Source organism: Escherichia sp. TW14182, from assembly GCF_000208525.1.
Classification (GTDB): domain Bacteria; phylum Pseudomonadota; class Gammaproteobacteria; order Enterobacterales; family Enterobacteriaceae; genus Escherichia; species Escherichia ruysiae.
This window is the reverse complement of sequence record NZ_AEJZ01000397.1, coordinates 1-2050: the sequence shown is the minus strand read 5'-3', so window position 1 is coordinate 2050 and position 2050 is coordinate 1. Positions and strand designations below refer to the sequence as shown.

2 protein-coding genes are annotated in these 2050 nt (G+C 56.9%); both read left to right on the top strand.

The window, feature by feature from the left end; all coding sequences use genetic code 11:
- A partial coding sequence (locus EQY_RS0122385) for an FGGY-family carbohydrate kinase (RefSeq protein ID WP_000295871.1) occupies positions 1-404 on the top strand: 404 nt, incomplete at its 5' end.
- Positions 405-414: 10 nt separating this feature from the next.
- Positions 415-1917, top strand: a complete 1503-nt coding sequence (araA, locus tag EQY_RS0122380) for an L-arabinose isomerase (RefSeq protein WP_000151749.1) — start codon at positions 415-417, stop codon at positions 1915-1917.
- Positions 1918-2050 lie beyond the last annotated feature (133 nt).

Here is a 2050-nt window from a genome sequence, read left to right as displayed (position 1 = left end):
CCCCCGCCTTTGGCGCTCGCGCGATTATGGAATGCTTCACCGATCAGGGGATCGCCGTCAATAACGTGATGGCGCTGGGCGGCATCGCGCGGAAAAACCAGGTCATTATGCAGGCCTGCTGCGACGTGCTGAATCGCCCGCTGCAAATTGTTGCCTCTGATCAGTGCTGTGCGCTCGGTGCGGCGATTTTCGCTGCCGTCGCCGCGAAAGTGCACGCAGACATCCCATCAGCACAGCAAAAAATGGCCAGTGCGGTAGAAAAAACCCTGCAACCGCGCACCGAACAGGCACAACGCTTTGAACAGCTTTATCGCCGCTATCAGCAATGGGCGATGAGCGCCGAACAACACTATCTTCCAACTTCCGCCCCGGCACAGGCTGCCCAGGCCGTTCCGACTCTATAAGGACACGACTATGACGATTTTTGATAATTATGAAGTGTGGTTTGTCATTGGCAGCCAACACCTTTACGGCCCAGAGACTCTGCGTCAGGTCACCCAACATGCCGAGCACGTCGTTAATGCGCTGAATACTGAAGCGAAACTGCCCTGCAAACTGGTGCTGAAACCGCTGGGCACCACGCCGGATGAAATCACCGCTATTTGCCGCGACGCCAATTACGACGATCGTTGCGCCGGTCTGGTGGTGTGGCTGCACACTTTCTCCCCGGCAAAAATGTGGATCAACGGCCTGACCATGCTCAACAAACCGTTGCTGCAATTCCACACCCAATTCAACGCGGCGCTGCCGTGGGACAGCATCGACATGGACTTTATGAACCTGAACCAGACCGCGCACGGCGGCCGCGAGTTCGGCTTCATCGGCGCGCGTATGCGTCAGCAACATGCCGTCGTTACCGGTCACTGGCAGGATAAGCAAGCGCATGAGCGTATCGGCTCCTGGATGCGTCAGGCGGTATCTAAACAGGATACCCGTCATCTGAAAGTCTGCCGTTTTGGCGACAACATGCGTGAAGTGGCGGTCACTGACGGCGATAAAGTTGCCGCACAGATCAAGTTCGGTTTCTCGGTGAATACCTGGGCGGTTGGCGATCTGGTGCAGGTGGTAAACTCCATCAGCGATGGCGATGTTAACGCGCTGGTCGATGAGTACGAAAGCAGCTACATCATGACGCCTGCCACACAAATCCACGGCGAAAAACGGCAGAACGTGCTGGAAGCGGCACGTATTGAGCTGGGGATGAAGCGTTTCCTGGAACAAGGTGGCTTCCACGCGTTCACCACCACCTTTGAAGATTTGCACGGCCTGAAACAGCTTCCGGGTCTCGCCGTACAGCGTCTGATGCAGCAGGGTTACGGCTTTGCGGGCGAAGGCGACTGGAAAACTGCCGCCCTGCTTCGCATCATGAAGGTGATGTCAACCGGTCTGCAGGGCGGCACCTCCTTTATGGAGGACTACACCTATCACTTCGAGAAAGGTAATGACCTGGTGCTCGGCTCCCATATGCTGGAAGTCTGCCCGTCGATCGCCGCAGAAGAGAAACCGATCCTCGACGTTCAGCACCTTGGCATTGGCGGTAAAGACGATCCTGCCCGCCTGATCTTCAACACCCAAACCGGCCCTGCGATTGTCGCCAGCTTGATTGATCTCGGCGATCGTTACCGTCTGCTGGTTAACTGCATCGACACGGTGAAAACCCCGCACTCCTTGCCGAAACTACCGGTGGCGAATGCGCTGTGGAAAGCGCAACCGGATCTGCCAACCGCTTCCGAAGCGTGGATCCTCGCCGGCGGCGCGCACCATACCGTCTTCAGCCATGCGCTGAACCTGAACGATATGCGCCAGTTTGCCGAGATGCACGACATTGAAATCACGGTGATTGATAACGACACCCGCCTGCCTGCGTTTAAAGACGCGCTGCGCTGGAACGAAGTGTATTACGGATTTCGTCGCTAAGTAGTCGCATCAGGCATTCAACGCCTGATGCGACGCTGACGCGTCTTATCAGGCCTACGCGCTGCGATTTTGTAGGCCGGATAAGCAAAGCGCATCCGGCATTCTTTTCCCCCTCGCCCCTTTGGGGAGAGGG